The 19,806-nt window shown below is 60.7% G+C and carries 23 protein-coding genes; 13 read left to right on the top strand and 10 right to left on the bottom strand.

Annotated features, from left to right (window positions below; genetic code table 11):
• Positions 1-45 precede the first annotated feature (45 nt).
• Positions 46-330 carry a GIY-YIG nuclease family protein gene (locus tag HGP12_RS00295; RefSeq protein WP_168843655.1) on the top strand — a complete coding sequence of 95 codons (285 nt, stop codon included), beginning with the start codon at positions 46-48 and terminating at the stop codon, positions 328-330.
• Here HGP12_RS00295 and HGP12_RS00290 read toward each other — a convergent pair.
• Entirely contained in the window at positions 310-672 is a 363-nt protein-coding gene (locus tag HGP12_RS00290; protein WP_168843654.1) for a winged helix-turn-helix transcriptional regulator, read from the bottom strand. The genes HGP12_RS00295 and HGP12_RS00290 overlap by 21 nt on opposite strands.
• A 149-nt stretch (positions 673-821) precedes the next feature.
• Here HGP12_RS00290 and gstA point away from each other — a divergent pair, with 149 nt between their 5' ends.
• Positions 822-1,457, top strand: a complete 636-nt coding sequence (gstA, locus tag HGP12_RS00285) for a glutathione transferase GstA (RefSeq protein ID WP_168843653.1) — start codon at positions 822-824, stop codon at positions 1,455-1,457.
• Positions 1,458-1,532: 75 nt separating this feature from the next.
• Here gstA and HGP12_RS00280 read toward each other — a convergent pair whose 3' ends face one another.
• Positions 1,533-1,883 carry an Atu4866 domain-containing protein gene (locus tag HGP12_RS00280; protein WP_168843652.1) on the bottom strand — a complete coding sequence of 117 codons (351 nt, stop codon included), beginning with the start codon at positions 1,881-1,883 and terminating at the stop codon, positions 1,533-1,535.
• A gap of 11 nt (positions 1,884-1,894) precedes the next feature.
• Positions 1,895-2,620, bottom strand: a complete 726-nt coding sequence (locus HGP12_RS00275; RefSeq protein ID WP_168843651.1) for an SDR family oxidoreductase — start codon at positions 2,618-2,620, stop codon at positions 1,895-1,897.
• A gap of 106 nt (positions 2,621-2,726) precedes the next feature.
• On the opposite strand from HGP12_RS00275, the gene HGP12_RS00270 reads away from it, so the two are divergent.
• The gene (locus HGP12_RS00270; protein WP_168843650.1) at positions 2,727-3,647 is read left to right on the top strand and encodes a LysR family transcriptional regulator; all 921 of its coding nucleotides are present in this window, start codon (positions 2,727-2,729) and stop codon (positions 3,645-3,647) included.
• Positions 3,648-3,686: 39 nt separating this feature from the next.
• Here the strand turns inward: HGP12_RS00270 and HGP12_RS00265 are convergent, their stop codons facing one another.
• Positions 3,687-4,424 carry an SDR family oxidoreductase gene (locus tag HGP12_RS00265; RefSeq protein ID WP_168843649.1) on the bottom strand — a complete coding sequence of 246 codons (738 nt, stop codon included), beginning with the start codon at positions 4,422-4,424 and terminating at the stop codon, positions 3,687-3,689.
• A gap of 171 nt (positions 4,425-4,595) precedes the next feature.
• Between HGP12_RS00265 and HGP12_RS00260 the strand changes: the two genes are divergently transcribed.
• From HGP12_RS00260 to HGP12_RS00245, 4 genes are all read left to right on the top strand, one after another.
• Positions 4,596-5,210: a TetR/AcrR family transcriptional regulator gene (locus HGP12_RS00260; RefSeq protein ID WP_168843648.1), complete on the top strand. Its 615-nt coding sequence runs from the start codon at positions 4,596-4,598 to the stop codon at positions 5,208-5,210.
• A gap of 272 nt (positions 5,211-5,482) precedes the next feature.
• Positions 5,483-6,766: a sugar MFS transporter gene (locus HGP12_RS00255; RefSeq protein ID WP_168843647.1), complete on the top strand. Its 1,284-nt coding sequence runs from the start codon at positions 5,483-5,485 to the stop codon at positions 6,764-6,766.
• Positions 6,767-6,875: 109 nt separating this feature from the next.
• Positions 6,876-7,499, top strand: a complete 624-nt coding sequence (gene pncA / locus HGP12_RS00250) for a bifunctional nicotinamidase/pyrazinamidase (protein ID WP_168843646.1) — start codon at positions 6,876-6,878, stop codon at positions 7,497-7,499.
• An 81-nt stretch (positions 7,500-7,580) separates the two neighbouring features.
• Positions 7,581-8,666, top strand: a complete 1,086-nt coding sequence (locus HGP12_RS00245; RefSeq protein WP_168843645.1) for a glycosyltransferase family 4 protein — start codon at positions 7,581-7,583, stop codon at positions 8,664-8,666.
• A gap of 6 nt (positions 8,667-8,672) precedes the next feature.
• Here the strand turns inward: HGP12_RS00245 and HGP12_RS00240 are convergent, their stop codons facing one another.
• Positions 8,673-10,058, bottom strand: a complete 1,386-nt coding sequence (locus HGP12_RS00240; RefSeq protein WP_312862838.1) for a hypothetical protein — start codon at positions 10,056-10,058, stop codon at positions 8,673-8,675.
• A gap of 234 nt (positions 10,059-10,292) precedes the next feature.
• On the opposite strand from HGP12_RS00240, the gene panC reads away from it, so the two are divergent.
• From panC to HGP12_RS00225, 3 genes are all read left to right on the top strand, one after another.
• Complete coding sequence (gene panC / locus HGP12_RS00235) at positions 10,293-11,168, top strand: pantoate--beta-alanine ligase (RefSeq protein WP_168843643.1); 876 nt, start codon at positions 10,293-10,295, stop codon at positions 11,166-11,168.
• 1 nt (position 11,169) lies between these two features.
• The gene (panB, locus tag HGP12_RS00230; RefSeq protein WP_168843642.1) at positions 11,170-11,991 is read left to right on the top strand and encodes a 3-methyl-2-oxobutanoate hydroxymethyltransferase; all 822 of its coding nucleotides are present in this window, start codon (positions 11,170-11,172) and stop codon (positions 11,989-11,991) included.
• Positions 11,992-12,087: 96 nt separating this feature from the next.
• Positions 12,088-12,834: an aminoglycoside phosphotransferase family protein gene (locus HGP12_RS00225; protein ID WP_168843641.1), complete on the top strand. Its 747-nt coding sequence runs from the start codon at positions 12,088-12,090 to the stop codon at positions 12,832-12,834.
• 12 nt (positions 12,835-12,846) lie between these two features.
• Here the strand turns inward: HGP12_RS00225 and HGP12_RS00220 are convergent, their stop codons facing one another.
• Complete coding sequence (locus tag HGP12_RS00220; RefSeq protein WP_168843691.1) at positions 12,847-13,116, bottom strand: DUF2164 domain-containing protein; 270 nt, start codon at positions 13,114-13,116, stop codon at positions 12,847-12,849.
• A gap of 232 nt (positions 13,117-13,348) precedes the next feature.
• Here HGP12_RS00220 and HGP12_RS00215 point away from each other — a divergent pair, with 232 nt between their 5' ends.
• Together HGP12_RS00215 and HGP12_RS00210 are read left to right on the top strand one after the other, a co-directional pair.
• The gene (locus HGP12_RS00215; protein ID WP_168843640.1) at positions 13,349-14,071 is read left to right on the top strand and encodes an AzlC family ABC transporter permease; all 723 of its coding nucleotides are present in this window, start codon (positions 13,349-13,351) and stop codon (positions 14,069-14,071) included.
• A 2-nt stretch (positions 14,072-14,073) separates the two neighbouring features.
• Complete coding sequence (locus HGP12_RS00210) at positions 14,074-14,385, top strand: AzlD family protein (protein WP_168843639.1); 312 nt, start codon at positions 14,074-14,076, stop codon at positions 14,383-14,385.
• Positions 14,386-14,435: 50 nt separating this feature from the next.
• Here the strand turns inward: HGP12_RS00210 and HGP12_RS00205 are convergent, their stop codons facing one another.
• Positions 14,436-16,271, bottom strand: coding sequence for an aminopeptidase P family protein (locus tag HGP12_RS00205; protein ID WP_168843638.1), 1,836 nt, complete (start codon positions 16,269-16,271; stop codon positions 14,436-14,438).
• Between the two features lie 342 nt (positions 16,272-16,613).
• On the opposite strand from HGP12_RS00205, the gene HGP12_RS00200 reads away from it, so the two are divergent.
• Positions 16,614-16,754: a hypothetical protein gene (locus HGP12_RS00200; RefSeq protein WP_168843637.1), complete on the top strand. Its 141-nt coding sequence runs from the start codon at positions 16,614-16,616 to the stop codon at positions 16,752-16,754.
• Positions 16,755-16,973: 219 nt separating this feature from the next.
• Here the strand turns inward: HGP12_RS00200 and HGP12_RS00195 are convergent, their stop codons facing one another.
• Genes HGP12_RS00195 through HGP12_RS00185 form a run of 3 tightly spaced genes read right to left on the bottom strand, consistent with a single transcriptional unit; the run spans position 16,974 to position 19,631 of the window.
• The gene (locus tag HGP12_RS00195; RefSeq protein WP_168843636.1) at positions 16,974-17,852 is read right to left on the bottom strand and encodes a 50S ribosomal protein L11 methyltransferase; all 879 of its coding nucleotides are present in this window, start codon (positions 17,850-17,852) and stop codon (positions 16,974-16,976) included.
• A gap of 20 nt (positions 17,853-17,872) precedes the next feature.
• A complete protein-coding gene (locus HGP12_RS00190; RefSeq protein WP_168843635.1) occupies positions 17,873-19,021 on the bottom strand; it encodes an NAD(P)/FAD-dependent oxidoreductase in 1,149 nt (382 codons plus the stop codon).
• A 7-nt stretch (positions 19,022-19,028) separates the two neighbouring features.
• A complete protein-coding gene (locus HGP12_RS00185) occupies positions 19,029-19,631 on the bottom strand; it encodes an SCO family protein (RefSeq protein ID WP_168843634.1) in 603 nt (200 codons plus the stop codon).
• Positions 19,632-19,806: the final 175 nt, after the last annotated feature.

Below are 19,806 nucleotides of genomic sequence, written 5' to 3'. Positions count from 1 at the left end.
TCCATAGCTCTTGACGGCTATCATCTCCGCCAGCATCCTACACGCATGGGTGGATATACTTACATTATCACCAACCACAAACGCGGTACGCTGTACATCGGCGTCACTGCCGATCTCGAACGCCGCATCTACAAGCATCGTGAAGGCCTGACACCCGGCTTCGCTTGGAAATATGGGTGCACGCGGTTGGTCTGGTATGAAGACCACGCGGACATCGTTTCAGCCATACAGCGGGAGAAATCCCTGAAACGCTGGTATCGCCAGTGGAAGATCGAGCTGATTGAAAAGACCAACCCCGATTGGCGGGATTTATACTACGAGCTCTGGTGACGTCTCATGCTCCCCGAGCAATCGCGCATCCCGATCCTTCAGCCACAGCCCGAACTCCTTGACCACGGCCACCACTTTCTCCAGCCGGGTCCCATCCTTCGTCAGCGAATATTCGACCTTCACAGGAACAGTCGGATAGACCGTGCGCCGGATAAGGCCTGCCTCCTCCAACGCGCGGAGGTCAAGCGTCAGCATTCTCTGCGAAATGCCAGGCATCAGCCGTCGCAGCTCGTTGAAGCGCTTGGGTCCGTCGACCAGATAGGAGACGATCAGCAGCCGCCAGCGGCCTCCCAGCAAATGCATCGCCTCCTCGACAGAGCAACCGGTCACGGTCTTTTTCATCACGCATTCCTCATGCTTGAGGCGGTATAATTTTTGAACCTAGATGTCAAACTTTTCCGTTCTTACGATTCTATACCAAAGGGATTACCTGGTTCGGCAGCCAGCCTTCCAAGGGGAGGCTGGCACTGGAAACACCATGGAGACCTTCAGTGAAACTATACTACATGCCGGCAAGCTGCTCGCTCTCGCCCCATATCGTCATCAACGAACTCGGCCTGGACGTGGAACTGATCAAGGTCGATCACACCAGCCACAAGACCGAGGCTGGGCTGGATTTTCACGGCGTCAATCCGCACGGCTATGTCCCCGTTCTCGAACTCGCCGACGGCAATCATCTGAGAGAGGGACCGGCGATCGTCCAATATCTGGCGGACTTGAAGCCCGAGGCTGGATTGTTGCCGGCCGCCGGCACGATGGCGCGCTACAAGCTGCAGGAAATGCTCGGCTTCCTGTCGACGGAAATCCACAAGGGCTTCATTCCGCTTCTCTATGCTCGGCTGGCGGGAGGTTATGTCGAGACGGCAAGGCCGAAGCTCGAAAAGCGATATCAATGGATCGACGCACATCTTGCCGACCGCCTCTTCCTGATGGGCGACAGGTTTACGGTTGCCGATGCCTATCTTTTTGCGCTGACGGGCTGGGGCCAGGCGGCATGGCTGAAATCCTACTACAAGGCAGGGATCCACTTCGATGAACTCGATCATCTCAAGGCCTGGTATCTGCGCATGAGGCAACGCGATGCCGTGCGTAAATCCATCGTGGAAGAAGGATTGGCATTCGACTGACCACCGCGGCGGCGGGCAAGAGGAATGCCATCGCGAGACACAGACGGTCTCGCGATGGCGCGATTTGATACCATGCTACTTCTGTCGATGGAGGATCATGCCGCCGTGATGGAGCACGTCGTCGATGAAATCTCCATCGGCGGTGAAACCTGTATCGTCCCAATAGTCGATGTGATTGCCGCGAACTTCATAGCGCCCCTGATAGGCGCTTTCGCGCTGGCCGCGCGCTTCGTCATAGCGGCCGTTCGGCAGCAAATTGTGACGCACATAGCCATCGGCGGTAACCCACATGCCGGCATAGGGATGGCTTTGCTGGATGGTCGCGGATGCATTGGGCTTGTTGTTCATGGTGGCGTAAACCTCTGATGTGACGATGAATATGGCGCTGGCGGCAAGAGCCACGGTGAGACTTTGGATTGTGGCCATGTCTCGCGCCGCTAGGTGTTGGCCGTCGGGCGCACGACGATCTCGTTGACATCGACATCCTCGGGCTGCTCGATGGCGAAGCGCACGGCGCGGGCGATGGCATCGGGCTTCAAGGCGATGGCGCGATAGGTTTTCATCGCCTCGGCGGCGACGGGATCGGTGATTGTGTCGGCAAGCTCGCTTTCGACGACGCCGGGATGGATGCAGGTCACGCGCAACGTCTTGTGTTCCTGGCGCAGTCCATCGGAGATCGCCCGCACCGCATGTTTCGTGGCGCAATAGACCGCAGCGGTCGGTGAAACCGCAAGCGCTCCGATCGATGCGATGTTGATGATCTGGCCGGAATTGCGCGCGATCATCTCGGGCAGAACTGCGGCAATGCCATACAGCACGCCTTTGATGTTGACGTCGATCATCCGGTCCCATTCCTCGACCTTCAGCGACGCCATCAGCGACAGCGGCATCACCCCGGCATTGTTGACGATGACATCGACGCGTCCCCATTTCTGTCGAGCGGCGCTGACGGAAGCCTCGAAGCTCCGGCGGTCCGTCACATCAAGGGGATGGGCGAGCACGGTACCGCCTGCCGCGCTCAATTCGGCCGCCAGCGCCTCCAGGCGTTCCACCCGCCTCGCGCCCAGCGCCACTTTCGCGCCGGCGGCGGCAAGTTCGCGGGCAATGGCCTCACCGATCCCGCTCGAAGCCCCAGTAATCAGAATGACCTTATCAATCGGCACGACCTCATCCTTTCTTGGTCTATGTCATGAGGCCTTGACTGTAAGGGTCAGCTATTGTTTCGATAAGCCATCATTCCCTTGCCAGATTGGAAAGAAAAAATAACCAATGGAGCCGGATCTGAATGCGCTTGCCGTTTTTGCGCTCGTTGCGGAGGAACGGAGCTTCCGGGCTGCGGCGACGCGGCTCGGCGTGACGCGTTCCGCCGTCAGCCAGACGATCCGTCGCCTTGAGGAAAATCTCGGCATCGCGCTTGTGCTCCGTACGACGCGGAGCGTCAGCCTCACCGAAGCCGGCGAGCGGCTCTATGAGAGGGTCGCTCCGGCAGTGGCGGACATGCGCGCGGCACTGGAGGGGACCAAGGCGCTGACGGAGCTTCCGCGCGGACGTCTGAGGCTTGCGGTCTCCTCGATTGCCGAACGTTTTCTGGCAGGGCCGCTCCTCGCCGGCTTCGTCCACCAATATCCCAAGGTGGAGCTTGATATCACCGTCACGGACGAGGAATTCGACATCGCCGCCGAAGGCTATGACGCGGGCGTGCGGCTGGGAGAAGTCATCGCGCAGGATATGATCGCCGTGCCGATCGCGGGCGCCGAGCGGCAACTGGCCGTCTGTGCCCCATCCTATCGCGAACACTTCGGCGTGCCATCACACCCGGCAGACCTTGCCGGGCATGCCTGCATCGGCTGGCGCCCTTCCCCGAAATCGGCGCCCTATCGCTGGGAATTCGCCGAAGCGGGCAAGGAGTTCAGCGTCGCGGTGCCGTCGACGATCACCACCAACGACATGGGCCTGATGATCAAGCTCGCCGTCGCAGGGGCCGGCATCTCATTTGGAATGGAGGAAAGCTTCCGCCCCTTCATCGGCCGCGGGGAGTTGCAGCCGATCCTGGAGGATTATTGCCCCTACTTCGCGGGCTTCTATCTCTATTATCCGAGCCGCCGAAACACTGCTCCGAAGCTTCGCGCGCTGATCGAGCATGTCAGGCGCTTTCCCGCCGGCGGCGAAGGACGGGCAAGCGGCAAGTAAACCGGATAAGTCCCTTGCCGTCTTGAGCGATCACCACCCTCAATTGCGCCCGCCATTCGCGCGGATGATCTGCCCATTGATCCAGCCGCTCTGAGCACCGGCGAGAAACGATACGATCTGGGCGATCTCTTCCGGCAGCCCGAGTCGCCCGAGCGGAATATCGTTGATCAGCCGCTGGATCAGCTCCTCGGACCGTCCCTTGAACAACAGTTCCGTGGCGATCGGTCCAGGCGCGACGGCATTGACTGTCACGCCGCGCGTGCCGAGTTCCTTGGCGAGCGTATGCGTCATGGCTTCCACCGCCGCCTTCGTCGCCGCATAGACGCCGTTGCCGGGAGAATAATGGCCGATGATGCTCGTGGAGAGGTTGATGATGCGGCCGCCATCCCTCACCCGCTTTGCACCTTCCCGCATTCCGTTGAACGTGCCTGTGAGGTTGACGGCAATCTGCTGTTGAAAATCCTCATCGCTCACCTGCGCCAACGGCGAGAATTTGCCGATCCCGGCATTGTTGACGAGCACATCGACCTCTCCGAACTCGGCTTCGGCACGATCGAACAACGCCGCAACAGCCGAAGCGTCGGCCACATCCGCACGGACCGCAATCGCGCGGCCGCCCGCCGCTTCGATGCAGGCGACGACGTCCTCAGCCTCTCCCATGCTCGATGCGTAATTGACGATGGTCTGAAAACCATCGGCGGCAAGCTGCCCCGCAATGGCGGCACCGATGCCCTTCGATGCTCCGGTGACGATCGCGGTTTTGATTTCGCTGGACATGCATTTATCTCCATTTGTCTTTCCGGCCCGAACGGCGAGCGTCGCGCACGCATGCGCGCTGGAACACGCCGGGGACTTCAATCTCCGGATGTTGCTGGAACGCTTGTTTCGTTGGGCTACGACCTGTAATATGAGCGATAATTCGCTTTTTACCACTCGCATTCCAGGAACATGTCCGAGAGCCCTCTGAAGAGCCGCCCGGCGCCGAGAAAAACACCGAAGCAAGCCCGTTCGCTCGCGACCGTCGAGGCAATTGTCGAGGCTGCGGCTCGCATTTTGGAAGAGCGCGGCCATGAAGCCTTTTCCACCAATGCGGTGGCGGAGAAGGCCGGTGTCAGCGTCGGCTCGCTCTATCAATATTTTCCACGCAAGGATGCGCTGATCGGAGCCTTGATCCTCAGAGAAACGAGCCGCCTCGTCGAGGATGCGGAAAGCGCAACCGACCAGCCCACCGGCAGTCAAGCCCTGTCGGCACTCATCCTCCCCTGCGTCGAGCAGCAGCTTCGCCGGCCGGCTCTTGCCCGCCTGCTCGACTTTGAGGAAGCACGCCTGCCGCTCGACGACACTACGGAACGAGTGAAGATGCGGTTCTTCGAACTCACGCGCGCAACGCTTCGGCGACCGGACCTGCCGCCGCAGGCCGATATCGATGTTGCAAGCCGCGACGTGGTGGCGATCATCAAGGGAATGGTCGACGCCGCCGGAGAACACGGTGACGGAGATAAAGGTCAATTGGCGCTTCGCGTGAAGCGCGCCGTGTTCGGCTATCTAGCCAACAAGGGCTGATGCCTGCGGATCAGACGCGCCGTAAGGGAGGCTGAATTGCTTCGCTCGATGTCTTCAGCCTTTGCTGCAAACCGCATTGCTGCATTGCAAAATCCGCATTCCTAGCAAGCTACCAATAATGATCCAATCGATTATATCGATTTAAGCGGCTTCGGGATTCCGTGCTTCTTGCGGGCGTCTCGGCAAGCCGCTGCCAGTCCTTCCGGCCCGTTCGGGCTTTTCGCCCGGGTCGAATCTCGAAGCCTGGCAACAACAAGAACCGAGGATAAAAAGTGGCTGGCTCAGCAACAAGCTCTGCGCCCACCAGCGCCCGTGCATCCGCACGCCAAGGCCAGGGCAGTTACCAATTCGCGCTTATCGCACTCACCTCACTCTTTTTCATGTGGGGCTTCATCACTTGCCTGAACGATATTCTGGTCCCGCACCTGAAGAGCGTCTTTCAGCTCAACTACACTCAAGCGATGCTCATCCAGCTCTGCTTTTTCGGCGCATACTCCATCGTATCTCTGCCGGCTGGAGCGATCGTGAAGCGCATCACCTACAAGTGGGGCATCGTCGTCGGCCTTACCATCGCGGCAGTCGGCTGCGCCCTGTTCATCCCCGCCGCCAGCTATCGCGTTTATGCGCTCTTCCTGGGCGCGCTCTTCGTGCTCGCCACCGGCATCACAATCCTGCAGGTGGCCGCAAATCCCTATGTCACCGTATTGGGACCGCCGGATACGGCAGCCAGCCGACTGAACCTGACGCAGGCCTTCAACTCCCTCGGCACGACGATCGCACCTTACTTCGGCGCGATGCTGATCCTGTCTGCCGCAACCGTTGCAGCCGCTAACGCTACCCCGGAACAGCTCGATGCCATCAGGCTTGCCGAAGCCGGCGCGGTCAAGTTCCCCTATCTGCTCCTCGCGGCCGCCTTCCTGGTGCTCGCAGCGGTCTTTGCTGCGTTGAAGCTGCCCGAGGTCGAAGACGAGGAAACGGTCGAGCCGATGCGCGGCGGCGGTTCCGCCTGGCAGTACCGCCACCTCGTGCTCGGCGCCGTTGGCATTTTCCTCTATGTCGGCGCCGAAGTCAGCGTCGGCAGCTTCCTCGTCAACTTCCTGAGTCAGCCCGATATCGCGCATCTCTCCGAAGCCGATGCCGCCCACTACGTCTCTTACTTCTGGGGCGGCGCCATGATCGGACGCTTCATCGGCTCGCTGATCATGCGTCATATCGATGACGGCAAGGCGCTTGCCTTCAACGCCGCTGCAGTCATCATCCTGCTCGTGGTCACCGTGCTGACAACGGGCCATGTCGCCATGTGGTCCGTGCTGGCGATCGGCCTGTTCAACTCGATCATGTTCCCGACGATCTTCAGCCTGGCGCTGCACGGCCTCGGCAAATATACGAGCCAGGGTTCGGGCATTTTGTGCCTTGCCATTGTCGGCGGCGCCATCCTGCCGGTCATCCAGGGTGGCCTCGCCGATACCATCGGCATTCATCTCGCCTTCCTGATGCCGATCATCTGCTACGTCTATATCGCCTTCTACGGGCTCAAGGGCCACAAGCCGGCCTGAGACTGACTAGGCTTTGCGCTCCGCCGGTTTTCCAGCGGAGCGCAAAGGGCTTGATCCGAGGCGCGCCGCTTGGCATCGTGCGGCACAACAAACCTGAAGGACTGGCCTCATGAAAGCACTGCTGCTCATCGACATCCAAAACGGCTTCTGCCCCGGCGGAAATCTCCCCGTGCCGGATGGAGATCAGGTGGTGCCCATCGCCAACGAGCTCATCGACAGCCGCAAATACGATCTGGTTGTCGCTTCGCAGGACTGGCATCCGGCTGGCCACGGCAGCTTCGCCTCCTCCCATCCCGGCAAGAAGCCCTTCGAAATGGGTACGCTATCAGGCAAGCCGCAGATGATGTGGCCCGACCACTGCGTCCAGAACACTAAAGATGCCGAATTCCATCCCGGCCTCCATGTCGCGGCCGTCGATTTTATCCAGCAAAAGGGCCAGAACCCCGCGGTCGATAGCTATTCCGCTTTCCGTGACAACGATCAGACAGCCCTTACCGGACTGGCCGCCTATTTGCGCAATAAGGGCGTCACGGAGCTCGATCTTTGCGGGCTGGCGACCGATTACTGCGTGAAGTTCTCGGCGCTCGACGCCGTCGAAATGCTGCCCGGCGTCACCGTTCGCTTCATTGAGGATGCCAGCCGAGGCATCGACCCGGCCGGTGTCAAGGCGGCGGTCGACGATATGCGAGCCCATGGTGTCGCGGTCATCAGCAGCAAGGATGCGCTTGCCTAAAATCGCGTCGACCGGGCTAAACCTTCTCTAAACAAAATGGTGCAAGCTAGTCCTGATCAGTAAGATATCGGGACCCTTAGCGTGCAGTCGATTGTCATCAATGGGCGTTTCCTTGGCCAGTCCTTGTCGGGCGTGCAGCGCTTCGCGCGCGAGCTCACCCTGGCGCTCGACCGCAAGATCTCCTCAGGCGCCCTGCCCGCCTCGCTGAAAGGCGCGCGCTGGCGTCTGGCCGTACCACGCAATACACCCATCGATATAAGGCTCTCCACCATCGAAATCGATAGTTTCGGTTCCGGTCCCGGTCACGTCTGGGAGCAAACATCGTTGCTTTCGCGCTCGCGCGGCAGCCGGCTTATCGGCTTCGGCGGCAGCGGCCCGCTGCTGCATCGCCGCCAGGCGGTCGTCATCCACGACGTGACGATCTTCCGCCATCCGCAATCCTTCAAGCGCAGCTACCGCCTGCTGCACGGTGCGCTTGGCACGGTGCTGACGCGCACCGCCAAGATCGGCACCGTCTCCGAATTCTCGCGACAGGAACTGGCCTCGGTGTTCCGGGTTCCCTCGGCCGGCATCGACGTCGTCTACAATGCCGTCGATCACTTCGCCGCCATCGAGCCGGACAACGCCGTGATGCACCGGCTTGACCTGAAGACGAACGGCTTCTTCCTGCTTGTGGGAACGATGAAGCCGAACAAGAACCTCGATTTCGCCATCCGCGCTTTCAAGGCGCTCAAGGATGACAACCAGAAGCTCGTGGTCGTCGGCGGCTCCGCGCCGACCGTCTTCAAATCGGAAGGCCAGCAATCGAACGACAGCTTGCTCTTTCCCGGCAGGCTTACGGATGCGGAAATCGCCGCGCTGGAGCGACATGCCACCGCCTTCGTCTTCCCGAGCCTTTATGAAGGCTTCGGCATCCCGCCCCTGGAAGCGATGACGCAGGGCTGTCCGGTGCTCGCGGCCGATATCCCCGCCGTGCGCGAGGCGTCGGGCGATGCCGCGCTCTATTTCGACCCTTTCCAACAGGATGAACTCATCACCGCCATGCGAAGGATCGCAACGGACGACGGGCTACGCCAGGATCTGCGGCGGCGTGGCCACGAGAACGTCACGCGTTTCTCCTGGGACGGCAGCGCCGACCGCGTGCTCTCTATTCTCGAAGATCTCTGAGAGACTTCACGATCGGGCCTGCGGCCGGAACATGGTGACGAAGTAGCTATAGAGGCCAAGCAGGCAAAAGAGCGCGCCGCCGGCGACACCGACCGCCACCGATATCCAGAGCGAACAGCCGAAACCGGTCGTCGCCAGTACCGGCACCGCAAGACCAATGGCGGAGAAGACCACCGGCGGCCAGACGAAATCGAAGGCAAGGGACATCATCACCTTGACGCCGATCGCCGTGGCGCAGAGCGCGCCGATCATGCCACCGGCCATAAGAGCAGCATCGCCGAAAGAGCCGAGGTAACCGCCGATAAGCGTGCCGGCGTTCAGCAATACGCAATCCAGCGCTGCGAGCAGGAAGATCGTCAGCAGCCGATGCTGCAGATGCGCCGGCGTCGGCATCATGTTGGCGGTCAGGGCGCGGCATGTCGCAAGACCGATGACGAAGGGGGCAACGGCAAGAAATTCGTTGCGCAAACCGGCGGCGATCACCAATTGGCCGACCGGCTGCAGCAACGCGAAGATACCGGCAGCCGTCATGAGTGTAAGGCCGGTCAGCAGCGAGTAATATTCCCCAAGCTGCTTGGCAAAAACAGGCGTCGCCCCGTCGCGATCATAGGTCGTGACGACATCGGGATATTGAATGGCCTGCAGGGCGGAGACGATCAGCACGAAGGGCCGTTGCAGCAGGTCGAGCGCCAGCAGCGCACCGGCGGCGGCCCCCGCTCCCAATGTGGCCGTGAGGATGGATTTCAATCCCAGCGGCGTCAGCATGCCGATAACGGAGGCGCTGGCGGCAACGCTGCCATAAACGAAGTGCTTGCGGATCAACGACGGCTCGAAGGGTGCCGCCTCGCGCAGGCTGTCACGGGTCAGAAACACAGCCAATAAACCGTAAGCGATATAACCGGCCATCAGACCTATGACGGTGCAAGTGAAATTGGGGGCAACGGCAGCACCCGCGAGCGTGCCGGCTGCGAGAATGGTGGCGCGTGAACCCTGCAGCCGCGAGAAAACACGAAACTCCTGACGAAAGCGCAACATGGTGAGATGCAGGTCGCTGCCGCCCTGGAAGATCGCGACCAAGCCGCCGAGCACGGCAATCTCCGCCGAAACAGAAAAGAAGATCGAAGCGGACGCGGCAATCAGGCAAATTGCCGAGCACGCCGCAAACTCCATCGTGAGTGCCTTTCGCTCCAGCGCTTCACTTCCAGGACCCTGCCCCGGATAGAAACGGCTGCAAGCAAAGCGAACCCATTCGAAACAGAAAATCGCCGCGAACTGGCTGATCGAGATGAACAGCGAATAGGCTGCGTAATCCGCCGGAGCCAGCAAATGCGCGACAGCGATCAGCAGCCCAAAAGCCACCGCCGCCTGATAGAAATATGCAGCCAATGCCACGATCTTCGCCATTCAGGCAGCTAACAGCAAAAGATTGAGGAAAGCGCTAATCCTTCGAAAGGATAGTTATCGTACCAGCCCGAAAAGTAACTATCGCCGGTGGACGGCCGAACCGGCGCAGGCAGGGCCAGCGGCCTTGAATTGCCTTTTTGCACCGCACACGTTAGAAGAGCCGCCAAAATTAAAAGACGAAAGACGGACATGCACCGGGCGGCGCGTCCGGGGAGGAGCATCATGGAGACCATCAATACGATAGCCGCCCTGCGGGAACGGCTCGGCGAACATCGCGCGGCTGGCAGGCGCATCGGCCTGGTTCCCACAATGGGCTACCTGCATGCCGGCCACATGGAACTGGTCTCCCGCGCCAGGGCCGAGAACGGCATCGTCGTTACCTCCATCTTCGTCAATCCGCTGCAGTTCGGCGCCAATGAGGATCTGGCGAAATATCCGCGCGATATCGAGCACGACGGCGCGATGCTACGCGACGCCGGCGTCGATTTCCTCTTCGCACCCGCTGTCGCCGACATGTATCCGCGCCCGATGGAGACCGTCGTCGACGTGCCGAAGCTTGGGGCGGAACTGGAGGGCGCGGTTCGCCCCGGCCATTTCGCCGGTGTTGCCACGGTCGTCACCAAGCTCTTCAATATCGTCCAGCCCGACAGCGCCTATTTCGGCGAGAAGGACTATCAGCAGGTGGCGATTATCCGCCGCATGGTCGAGGACCTCGCGCAGCCCGTTCGTGTCGTGCCGGTGCCGACCGTTCGCGATATGGATGGGCTGGCTCTCTCCTCGCGCAACGTCTATCTCTCGAAAGAGGAGCGCGCAGCCGCCGTTATCGTGCCGAAGACGCTGGCGGAAGCCGAGCGGCTCTACGATCTCGGCGCGGACGATCCCGCCGCCCTCGAGGAGGCCCTGCGCACTTTCATCGAAAAGGAGCCGCTGGCAACAGCGGAAGTCGCCGCCGTTCGTGATCCCGATACGCTGGAGCCGCTGACGAGCTTGCAGGGCCGGCCCATTCTGATCGCGCTTTTCGTACGCATCGGCACCACTCGCCTGCTTGACAACCAGGTCATCGGCCGCAAGCCATCAAACAACGAAAAGGCCGCCTGAGATGAGCACCGTTGGACACACTAAGCGCATCACGCCCGCTGCGATCGAAACCATGAAGGGTACGCGTCTGATCGTCAGCCTGACGGCCTATACGACGCCGATTGCCCGCCTGCTCGATCCGCATTGCGACCTGCTTCTGGTCGGTGATTCCCTCGGCATGGTGCTCTACGGCATGGAAACGACCGTCGGCGTTACGCTCGATATGATGATCGCCCACGGCCAGGCCGTCGTGCGTGGTGCCAAGCACGCCTGCGTCATCGTCGACCTCCCCTTCGGCTCCTACCAGGAATCGAAGGAGCAGGCCTTCCGCAACGCCGCGCGCGTCCTGAAGGAAACTGGCTGCGATGGCGTGAAGCTGGAGGGTGGCGAGGAAATGGCCGAAACCGTGGCGTTTCTCACCTCTCGCGGCATTCCGGTCTTCGGCCATGTCGGGCTCATGCCGCAGCAGGTGAATACCACCGGCGGCTATCGCTCGCTCGGCCGCTCGGACAAGGAGGCAGACAAGATCCGGCGCGACGCCATGGCGGTCGCCGAGGCCGGTGCCTTCGCAATGGTGATCGAAGGCACGGTCGAACCGCTCGCACGCGAGATCACCGCCGCCGTCGCCATTCCCACCATCGGCATCGGCGCATCGGCCGCCTGCGACGGACAGATCCTCGTTTCCGACGACATGCTCGGCCTCTTCAATGATTTCAAGCCGCGCTTCGTCAAGCATTTCGCGGAGCTGGCGCCCCTGGTCTCAAAGGCCGTGGAAGCCTATGCCGAGGAAGTGAAGGCCCGCACCTTCCCGGCTATTGAGCATACGTTTCAACCGAAGAAGTAGCCAAATAGCTGCCAACTTATCCGCGGCCAGTTTTGCTCTTCGGCTCGAATGTTCGATAGAATGCCTTCGGGCAACGATCTGAACGAGGTTAGCGCGATGATCTCCAGCGAACGTGGAAGCCTCCTTGGGGCCGGCAAGGAGGCGGAAGTCTATGAATACGGCGAGCTGGTCCTGAAATTATGGAAGGTCGACGCATCGAAGGCCGCGGCTTTTCGGGAAGCGGCGACCCTCGCAATCCTGGAGAACTTGGAAGTCAATGCTCCAAGAGTCCGAAGTGTTGGCGAGTTTGAAGGTCGCTGGGGCTTGGTCATGACACGCGTCGAGGGCCGAACCTTTGGTGACGCGATCGCCCAAAAGCCATTGCAGGCACTAGCCCATCTGAATGTTTTGGCAGCTACGCATCGAAAAATCCATGAACACAGCGGGGTTGGTCTTCCTGCTCTGAAATCGCGCTTGCATCGTGACATTGAGCGCGCCGTGCAATTGAACGAAGCCCAGCGACAGCATCTCTTGTTTAGGCTTCATCGCTTGCCGGATGGCGACAGGCTTTGCCATGGCGATTTTCATCCGTGGAATGTGCTCGGATCGCTCGAGCGGGTAACCGTGATCGATTGGCTCGATGCTTGCTGCGGAGATCCCTTTGCCGATGTCTGCCGGAGCTATGTTCTTATACATTCCTATGACAACGGCCTGGCGGCGGCCTACCTCGATGCCTACGGCGATGAAAACCGTGCCGCCATTTTGGGTTGGCTTCCTTACGTCGCGGCGGCGCGATTGTCCGAGGGCGTTTCGGATGAAGCGGACAACCTTATGAAGATGATCAGCCGTAACTCACCGGATTGAGCGTATATCGCCTTACGGCTTCGCCGACCGGGAATGGACGCTCTCTTCCTTCTCCAGCAGATAGATTGCCTCACCGAAGTCTTCCATCTTGCTTACCAATGCGGCATGGGCATCCCGAAGACCTTGATTGTAATAATACGGCCCGAACTCGGCGGTGAAGAAATCGAGCAGGAACTCGGTGGGCAACGAGCCGAGCGTCTGGTCCAGTTCATCAGCGAAATAGCGCTGAAGGCGCGCGACCATGGCTGCCTTCTCCTCCTTCGAAAAGGTGATCTTCTTCATCTGTTCATCTCTCATTTTGTGAGCGGTCTCAAAGCGCTGGATCAAAGAAATCAATTGATCCATCAAGTAAATTCAATTGCTGGCCCGGCGCACACGGCTTACACGTCCCGCCATTGAACAGCGCGGAAGCAAATGCGCAAGGGTGCAACGTCGTCGTTCCCCATGCGGGATCCGCGCCCTCGACACCGCATCCGGAGCAAAGCCGGTTTTTCCACGAAGGACAGAGCGGACCATGAGTCGCGCGGAATTTCTTGACGGATTGAAGGGCGGCATTCCCGTCGGCCTCGCCGCAGCGCCTTTCGGCGCCCTGTTCGGTGCGTTGGCGCGCGACCAAGGCATGTCGCTCGGCGAGTTGACCCTGATGAGCGGCACCGTCTATGCCGGCGCCAGCCAGATGGTCGGGCTGGACCTCTTCGGCAACCATGTCCAGGCTTGGCTCATCGTGCTGTCGATCCTGGCGGTGAACTTCCGCCACGTCCTCTATTCGGCGGCGATCGCCCGCTATATCAGGCATTTTTCGGCGGTGGAGAAGTTCTTCACCTTCTTCCTGCTGGTCGATCCGCAATTCGCCGAGACGATCAAGCGCCATGAGAGCGGCAAGACCGTGAGCTTCGCCTGGTATATCGGCTTTGCCGCGGTGATCTATGTTCCCTGGGTGCTGATCAGCCTGATCGGCGGCCTTCTCGGCAGCTTGATCGGCGACCCGAAGGCCATCGGTCTCGATATCCTGCTGCCGGTCTATTTCCTAGGCATCGTCATGGGCTTCCGCACGCGCGACAACTTTCTGCCGGTCGTCGCCGTCAGCGCAGTCGCATCAGCCATCGCCCATCGCTATGTCGGCTCGCCCTGGCATGTCAGCATCGGTGCATTGGCAGGCGTCGCACTCGCTGCAATGCTGCCGCCGGTAAAGGCGAATCGCAAGCCGGATATCGCGCACGAAAGCCACGAGGTCTGACCATGCTCGATTTCAATCCGCATATGGTCGTGCTGATTGCCGCAGCCGCTGTGGTGACTTTCCTGACGCGCATCGGCGGCTATATCCTGATCGTCAAGATGACCCGCATTCCGCCGCGCGTCGAAGCCGCGTTGAATGCCGTGCCCGCCGCCGTGCTGACGACCCTCGTCGCCCCCGCCTTTTTCATCGGCGGCTGGGATACCAAGGTGGCGATGCTCGCGGCCCTTCTCGTCGGGCTGCGCTACCCCTCGACCTATATGCTGGTCGCAGGATGGATCGTCGTCATGGCGTGGCGCCATTCCATCGGCGCTTGAGACCCGAAAAGACCCCATCCCGTTTCGAAGCGGGATGGGGTTCGTGTTTCTCAGTGACTGAGCGCGAGCGTGGCGTTTTCCAGCCATGCCCGGACGTCGTGATCATGGATCAGCGGCATCAGCGCCTCGCGCGTCTTCGCGTGATAGTCGTTCAGCCAATTTAGCTCTTCATGCGTCAGCAGCTCGACCAGAACCAGGCCGCGATCGATCGGGCAGAAGGTCAAGGTCTCGAAACCCAGCATCGGCATGTCGCCGCCCTCGATCTCCTCCGGATCGCGGATATAGATCAGGTTTTCGATGCGGATGCCGAAGTGACCCGGACGATAATAGCCGGGCTCGTTGGAAAGGATCATGCCGGGAAGCAGCTCTTGCACCGCAAGGCGCGCGATGCGCTGCGGCCCCTCGTGCACCGAAAGATAGGAGCCGACGCCGTGGCCCGTGCCATGGGCGAAATCGACGCCCGCCTTCCAGAGGGCAATACGCGCCAGTGGATCGAGATCGCAGCCACGCGTGCCCTTCGGGAAACGCGCCGTGCTGATGGCGATCATTCCCTTGAGCACCAGCGTGAAGAGACGCTTCTGCTCTTCTGAGACGGCACCGATACCGACGGTGCGGGTGATATCCGTCGTGCCGTTGATATATTGCGCGCCTGAATCGATGAGAAACAGTTCGCCGGCCTGGATCAGCCGGTCGCTCGCTGTCGTCACGCGGTAATGCATGATGGCCGCATGCTCGCCGGCGCCGGAGATCGTATCGAAGGAGATGTCCTTCAGCGGGTTCTGCATGCTTTCGCCGACGCGGGCGCGGCAGGCTTCCAGCCGTTCAGCCGCGCCGATTTCCGTCACCGTCCCCGGCTTGCTCGTCTCCAGCCAGTAAAGAAATTCGACCATGGCGGCGCCATCCTGCAGATGGGCGGCGGCCGATCCATTGATTTCAGCGGCATTCTTGCAGGCGCGCGGCAGCTTGGCGGGGTCATTGCCCTCGACGACTTCGCCGCCCTGCTGACGAACGATATCCGTCAGGGCATAGGAGGCGAGATCCGGATCGATCAGGATTCGCCCGCTATTTGCAGCCGCCCCTCCCAGTCGCTTGACGAGTTCGGACGGCGGCAGCTGCTTGCAGATCTGCGTGAGGTAAGCCTCCGCTTCGACCTTCGTCTTGCGCTTGTCGAGGAAGAGTTCGGCCTCGCCTTCCGCGTAAATGATGGCGCGCGCCAGGGGATGCGGCGTGTGCGGCACGTCGCTGCCGCGGATATTGAAGATCCAGGCGACCGAGGACGGATCGGTAATCAGCACCGCCTTGAGGTTCTTTTCCTTGAGATTGGCTGCGATCTTCGCAAGCTTGTCCCTGGCCAGGACGCCGGCCTGGCCGATATCCTGGATGATGACGCCGCCAAGCGGCTCGGCCGGCCGGTCCGTCCAGAGCTTGTCGAGCGGATTGTAGGGGAGGAAAACGAGCTTGCCGTCGATCTCAGCCAATGCCTTTTCAAGCCGGCGTACTTCCGCGCCCGTATGCAGCCACGGATCGATGCCGAGCCGGAAGCCCTTTTTCGCGTGGCGCGGCAACCAGATATGCGGCGGCTCGTTTACCAGATCGCCGCCGGTGAAAACACTTTGGTCCACTTGCTCGGCAAGCTGCGTCACATAACGGCCATCCACGAAAACCACGGCCTGGGAGTGTGTGATAAGCGCAACACCTGCCGATCCAGTGAACCCCGTGAGCCATGCCAGGCGCTCCGAGCATTTGGGCACATACTCGCCCTGATACTCGTCAGCACGCGGCACGAGGAAGCCGTCGATGCCGAGATCGCCGAAGGCGGCACGCAAGCCGGCGACACGCTCGCGACCGAATTGCGGAGTGGAGGTGACGTCGAAAGACTGAAACATGAGCTGATCCGAGACTGATGGAGATCCGTGAAACCGAATGGTGCCAGTATGTTAGAGCATGATGGCCGGAAGCGCGACGGGATTTTCGGTCGTAGCGGCGATATGCGCGGCAGCGAGCCATCGGACCCCTCTCAAGTGCCGCAGCTCCCCTCTTTGCCGTTAACGAATCCGCCCATTTCGTGAGCATCACCGATCAAATATGACAACTTCACGGCACGAAATATGCATATCGCGCATAGCTCCCATGAAAGTGCCCCCCTGCCACGCCGGCGAGCGAGTCGCTATATCCGCCGCATCAAACGGGGTTCACGACGAACCCACTCGAACAAGGACTTGAAGACAATGCCTATCACCCGCTCCGCATATGTTAGCCCGGCGCTGGCTGGCGAGCGTCGCACCGTACGCCACTCCGTCGGTTCGCTTCGTCAGCTCGAAGTCGAAACCTCGAAGGCAATCGGCGCAAGCCGCGGCGGTCGCCGCTAAGAAATTTACGAGCTACGCGTTCTATATCGATCGCAATCCGGTTCTCCTCCTCCCTTCCGGATCGTGACCAGAGCGCTAGAGCCCGCTTGAGCACTCCTCCTCCACACGCTCGCGGGCAAGATCGGTGAAAGCCGATCTTCAAGGCGGTGCCTCGGCACCGCCTTTTTTTATTACCTGCGATCTTATTACCTGCGATTGGGATAGCGGGAAGCGACCGGCTCAAGGCCGGTCGAGATGGATTGTGACCCAGCCGTTGCGCCAGATCGTGCGCACATGGCGCATGTTCGCGCCGTTATAGGCAGCCAGCACCTTCCAGCGCTGCTCCGCCAGGATACCCGATAGGATGACCGAGCCACCCGGCGCCAGATGTGCCACGAGCTGCGGTGCCATCTTGATGAGCGGGCGCGCCAGAATATTGGCGATGACCAGATCGAACGGTCCATGGCGGGAAAAGGCCGTGGAATGAAAGCCCGGCGCCGTCTCCAGCGCGATACCCGAGGCAATCCCGTTGCTGCGGACATTTTCCCGGGCGACGCGAACGGCGACAGGGTCGATATCCGTCGCCAGAACCGGAATGTTGCGCAGCTTGCGCACGGCGATCGCCAGCACGCCGCTGCCGGTGCCGAGATCGAGCGCGTTGCGCACGCGGCGGCTGACGAGAACCTTCTCGATCGTCTCCAGGCAGCCCGCCGTCGTCCCATGATGGCCGGTGCCGAAGGCCTGTCCGGCCTCGATCTCGATGGCGATATCGCTGGGGCCGACCTTGTCGCGGTCATGCGAACCATGCACGAGGAAGCGGCCGGCGCGAACCGGCTTCAGCCCTTCCAGCGACTTGGCAATCCAGTCGATGTCCGGAAGTACTTCCTTTTGAATGGGGAGTTCGGCGAAGGTGGGCTTCAGAAGCGCTTCAAAACGACCGCGCACTTCCTCTTCATCCACGGCATAGAGATAGATCGACGCTTCCCAGATGTCGTTCTTTTCGTCGATTTCCGTCGTTGCGATCGGCAATTCTTCGTCTTCGAATACCGGCGTCATCAGATCCAGGACCTGCGCGGCCTTTTTCTCGGTCGTCGTTACATAAAGGCGGATTTCGCTCAACTCGTCGCTCTTTCTCGTTCTTATTCGGCCCAGTCGATCCAGGGTGGTCTCGGCGTATCATAACCGGCAACGCTTCGAAGCAACGTCCGACGCGCCGGGCGAAAGCGCAGGAATAGCGGCGCAAACAAATTGCGCGCCGCAATTGCCAGCGGATTTCTCATGGTCACCAGTCGCGTCAGGCCGTAGGTCTGCTTCAATACCAGCGTCACGGCGGGAATTCTCAAGGCCGAATACTCCTGTTCGCGGCCTTCCGCAATGAGCCAGGCAAGCCAGCAGGCATCTTCGATGCCGAGATTCATGCCGCGTGCGCCGGCTGGCGAGTGGATATGCGCGGCATCGCCGGCCAGGAAGACATTCCCTTTCGCCATCGGCTCGACATGACGGAAACTGATGCGAAACTGCGAAGCCCAGGTCCTCTGTGCAATGGTGGCCGGATGGACGATGCGGCTTTCGAAATCCTCCAGCGTCGAGATATAGCGGAGGATCTCGGCCGCAACAGGCAGGCGCCCAATCATGCCGGGATCGAAGAGCGAGATTTCGCCGTAATGGGTATCGACCGGCTCCGCATAGCGAAAATCGGCAAGATAGAAATAGGCCTCCAGAGCCTCGCCCGGGAAGCCGGCGCCCATCGCCTTGCGAACGGCCGAATGCGCGCCGTCGGCACCGATCAGGATATCCGGTCGCACCGTCTCCGGCATGCCGTCGCTCCGGCGCAGTGTGACCTCCGGCTTCCGGAAGTCCGATATGGCTTCCGCAACCACGGCCGTCTGCCATTCGGGTGAGATGCCGTAGGCCGAAAGCGCCTCCATCAACAGGCACTCGGTGGCGCCCTGCGACAAGGCTTGAATTGCGCTGAAGCGGCCCTTCACCTCTCGGGTATCCAATTGGACAAGGATTTTCTCGTCCGAGCGGACGCGAAAGCGCTCGATCGGCTGGGCGGCGGCGAGGATGCGTTCTGCAACGCCGGAGGGAGACAGCAACGTCAGCGTGCGGGCATTGACACCGAGCGCCCGGCTCTCTTCCGTGGGTGTCGGGCCGGCGCCATCGTCGACGATGCGGGGCCTATAGCCGCGTCGGGCGAGTTCAAGCGCGGCGGTCAGGCCGACCGGCCCTGCCCCTGCAATCAGGATGGATCTGGATTTTCCCTGTTCGCCACGCCCCTCGCCCATGCAGGCCCTATCCCTTCTTGATCAGGTTCTCCAGCTTCTTCGTCGCCACGTCCGGGTCTTCTTCATAGGCGATGGTTCCGGCAAAGCGGCCTGCCGAATCCAGCAGGAATACGGAAGCCGTGTGATCCATCGTATAGTCGCCGTTCGGCTGCTTTTCGTCCGCCGGCACTTTCTTGGCGTAGACGCGGAATCCCTTGACCATGTCCATCACCTTGGCGGGATCGCCGGAAATGCCGGTAATCCGCTTCGACACATTGGAGACATACTGATCCATCACGGCGGGCGTATCACGCTCGGGATCGACGGTTACGAAATAGGCGTTGAGTTTGCTGCCATCGGGATCGACCTTCTGCAGCCAGCCGTTCAGCTCGAACAGCGTCGTCGGGCAGACATCCGGGCAATGCGTATAGCCGAAGAAGATGGCCGACGGCTTGCCGCGAAACGCCTGTTCGCTGATCGGCTGACCGCTTTGAGAAACGAGCGTGAAAGGCACGCCATAGGGACCGGATGCCGCCACCTCGGGCGACTTGCCTCCACCAAAGCTCAGCCAGCCCAATATTCCGGCCACGATCAACACCGCCACCCAAATCGCAATCCGCACGTTTCTCATGACTGCCTTTCCTCATCATTTCCGGCGACCGCACTCGACAGGCAGCGCGATCCGCCCTCCAGCCGATGTAACGGCTCGACGTGGAGGACGCAATTCAAGAAGATGTTCGCAAGGGACCGAAATCGTCGCAGCATGCGCTTTGGGGTTTCCCAAGCCTTGCTTGCTTTGTTTCTTG

Source organism: Rhizobium sp. P28RR-XV (assembly GCF_012641385.1).
Classification (GTDB): Bacteria; Pseudomonadota; Alphaproteobacteria; order Rhizobiales; family Rhizobiaceae; genus Rhizobium.
This window is presented reverse-complemented; position numbering and strand designations above follow the sequence as displayed.

Bases quoted from the DNA above. Each gene is read 5' to 3' on its own strand.
- HGP12_RS00295 (WP_168843655.1), top strand. From the start codon at position 46: ATGGGTGGATATACTTACATTATCACCAACCACAAACGCGGTACGCTG.
- HGP12_RS00290 (WP_168843654.1), bottom strand. From the start codon at position 672: ATGAAAAAGACCGTGACCGGTTGCTCTGTCGAGGAGGCGATGCATTTG.
- HGP12_RS00280 (WP_168843652.1), bottom strand. From the start codon at position 1,883: ATGGCCACAATCCAAAGTCTCACCGTGGCTCTTGCCGCCAGCGCCATA.
- HGP12_RS00270 (WP_168843650.1), top strand. From the start codon at position 2,727: ATGGAGCCGGATCTGAATGCGCTTGCCGTTTTTGCGCTCGTTGCGGAG.
- HGP12_RS00265 (WP_168843649.1), bottom strand. From the start codon at position 4,424: ATGTCCAGCGAAATCAAAACCGCGATCGTCACCGGAGCATCGAAGGGC.
- HGP12_RS00260 (WP_168843648.1), top strand. From the start codon at position 4,596: ATGTCCGAGAGCCCTCTGAAGAGCCGCCCGGCGCCGAGAAAAACACCG.
- pncA (WP_168843646.1), top strand. From the start codon at position 6,876: ATGAAAGCACTGCTGCTCATCGACATCCAAAACGGCTTCTGCCCCGGC.
- panC (WP_168843643.1), top strand. From the start codon at position 10,293: ATGGAGACCATCAATACGATAGCCGCCCTGCGGGAACGGCTCGGCGAA.
- panB (WP_168843642.1), top strand. From the start codon at position 11,170: ATGAGCACCGTTGGACACACTAAGCGCATCACGCCCGCTGCGATCGAA.
- HGP12_RS00225 (WP_168843641.1), top strand. From the start codon at position 12,088: ATGATCTCCAGCGAACGTGGAAGCCTCCTTGGGGCCGGCAAGGAGGCG.
- HGP12_RS00220 (WP_168843691.1), bottom strand. From the start codon at position 13,116: ATGAAGAAGATCACCTTTTCGAAGGAGGAGAAGGCAGCCATGGTCGCG.
- HGP12_RS00215 (WP_168843640.1), top strand. From the start codon at position 13,349: ATGAGTCGCGCGGAATTTCTTGACGGATTGAAGGGCGGCATTCCCGTC.
- HGP12_RS00210 (WP_168843639.1), top strand. From the start codon at position 14,074: ATGCTCGATTTCAATCCGCATATGGTCGTGCTGATTGCCGCAGCCGCT.
- HGP12_RS00205 (WP_168843638.1), bottom strand. From the start codon at position 16,271: ATGTTTCAGTCTTTCGACGTCACCTCCACTCCGCAATTCGGTCGCGAG.
- HGP12_RS00200 (WP_168843637.1), top strand. From the start codon at position 16,614: ATGCCTATCACCCGCTCCGCATATGTTAGCCCGGCGCTGGCTGGCGAG.
- HGP12_RS00190 (WP_168843635.1), bottom strand. From the start codon at position 19,021: ATGGGCGAGGGGCGTGGCGAACAGGGAAAATCCAGATCCATCCTGATT.
- HGP12_RS00185 (WP_168843634.1), bottom strand. From the start codon at position 19,631: ATGAGAAACGTGCGGATTGCGATTTGGGTGGCGGTGTTGATCGTGGCC.